This window comes from Actinotalea ferrariae CF5-4 (genome assembly GCF_000603945.1).
Taxonomy (GTDB): domain Bacteria; phylum Actinomycetota; class Actinomycetes; order Actinomycetales; family Cellulomonadaceae; genus Actinotalea; species Actinotalea ferrariae.
This window is the reverse complement of record NZ_AXCW01000166.1, coordinates 1-1,320: the sequence shown is the minus strand read 5'-3', so window position 1 is coordinate 1,320 and position 1,320 is coordinate 1. Positions and strand designations below refer to the sequence as shown.

Sequence of the window (1,320 nt, the reverse complement as noted above, 5' to 3'; positions counted from 1 at the left end):
TGTTCCGCGTCACCGACGGCCTGACCGCGCAGTTCGGCGAGCAGCGCTGCTTCGACACCCCCCTGGCGGAGTCCGGGATCATGGGGCTGGCGATCGGCATGGCCATGAACGGCATGCGCCCGGTGGTGGAGATGCAGTTCGACGCGTTCGCCTACGCCGCCTTCGAGCAGGTCGTCAGCCACCTCGCGAAGACGGGCAACCGCACCCGCGGGCGCGTGCGCCTCCCCGTCGTCGTGCGGGTGCCCTACGGCGGCGGGATCGGGGGCGTCGAGCACCACTGCGACTCCTCGGAGTCCTACTACGCCCACACCCCGGGGCTGACGGTCGTGGCGCCGGCCACCAACGAGGACGCGTACGGGCTGCTGCGCCAGGCGATCGAGAGCCCCGACCCGGTGATCTTCCTGGAGCCCAAGCGCCAGTACTTCACCAAGGAGGAGGTCGACACCGAGGTCGGCGTCCCCCCGATCGGGCGGGCCGTCGTGCGCCGGGAGGGCTCGGACGTGACGCTCATCGCCTACGGCCCGGCCGTCCCGGTCGCGCTGGCCGCCGCGGAGCAGGGCGCCCGGGAGGGACGGAGCATCGGGGTCGTCGACCTCCGCTCGATCGTGCCCTTCGACGACGAGACGGTGACCGCCGCGGTCCGGGCGACGGGCCGCGCGGTCGTCGTCGCGGAGGCCTCGGGCTTCGCCTCCGTCGCCGCCGAGGTGGTCGCTCGGGTCAGCGAGCAGTGCTTCCACCATCTCGCCGCGCCGGTCCGTCGGGTGACCGGGTTCGACATCCCCTACCCCCCGCCGACGCTCGAGCGGCACCACCTGCCGTCGGTCAACCGCGTCCTCGACACCGTCGACGAGCTGCAGTGGGACGAGTCGTGACCCGCGAGGTCTTCACCCTGCCCGACCTCGGCGAGGGGCTCGCGGAGGCGGAGGTCGTGCGCTGGCTCGTCAAGGTCGGGGACCACGTGGAGGTCGACGCACCCGTCGCCGAGGTCGAGACCGCCAAGGCGGTCGTCGAGGTCCCGTGCCCGTACGCCGGTCTCGTCGCCTGCCTGCACGGGGACGAGGGCGACGTCATCGCCGTCGGCTCGCCCCTGGTGTCCGTCGACGCGGGCTCGGAGTCCACGGCGCCCACGGTGCAGGCGTCCGAGCCGGTGCCGGGCGCGCCGCAGCACGCGGCCGCGGCGACGTACGTGGAGGAGGAGCGCGCCGGGTCCGGCAACGTGCTCATCGGCTACGGCACGTCCGAGGCGGTCGTGGCTGGCGGCGGACGCCGGGCCGCGCGCCGGGCGGCCGACCGCGTGGCGAGCCCTGCCGCGAGTCCGGC

Annotated in this window: 2 protein-coding genes; both read left to right on the top strand. The window is 74.5% G+C overall.

The window, feature by feature from the left end:
- A partial coding sequence (locus N866_RS13310; protein WP_034227138.1) for an alpha-ketoacid dehydrogenase subunit beta occupies positions 1-872 on the top strand: 872 nt, incomplete at its 5' end.
- Positions 869-1,320: biotin/lipoyl-containing protein (locus N866_RS13305; RefSeq protein WP_034227137.1), on the top strand; the 452-nt coding region annotated here is incomplete at its 3' end. The genes N866_RS13310 and N866_RS13305, both read left to right, overlap by 4 nt.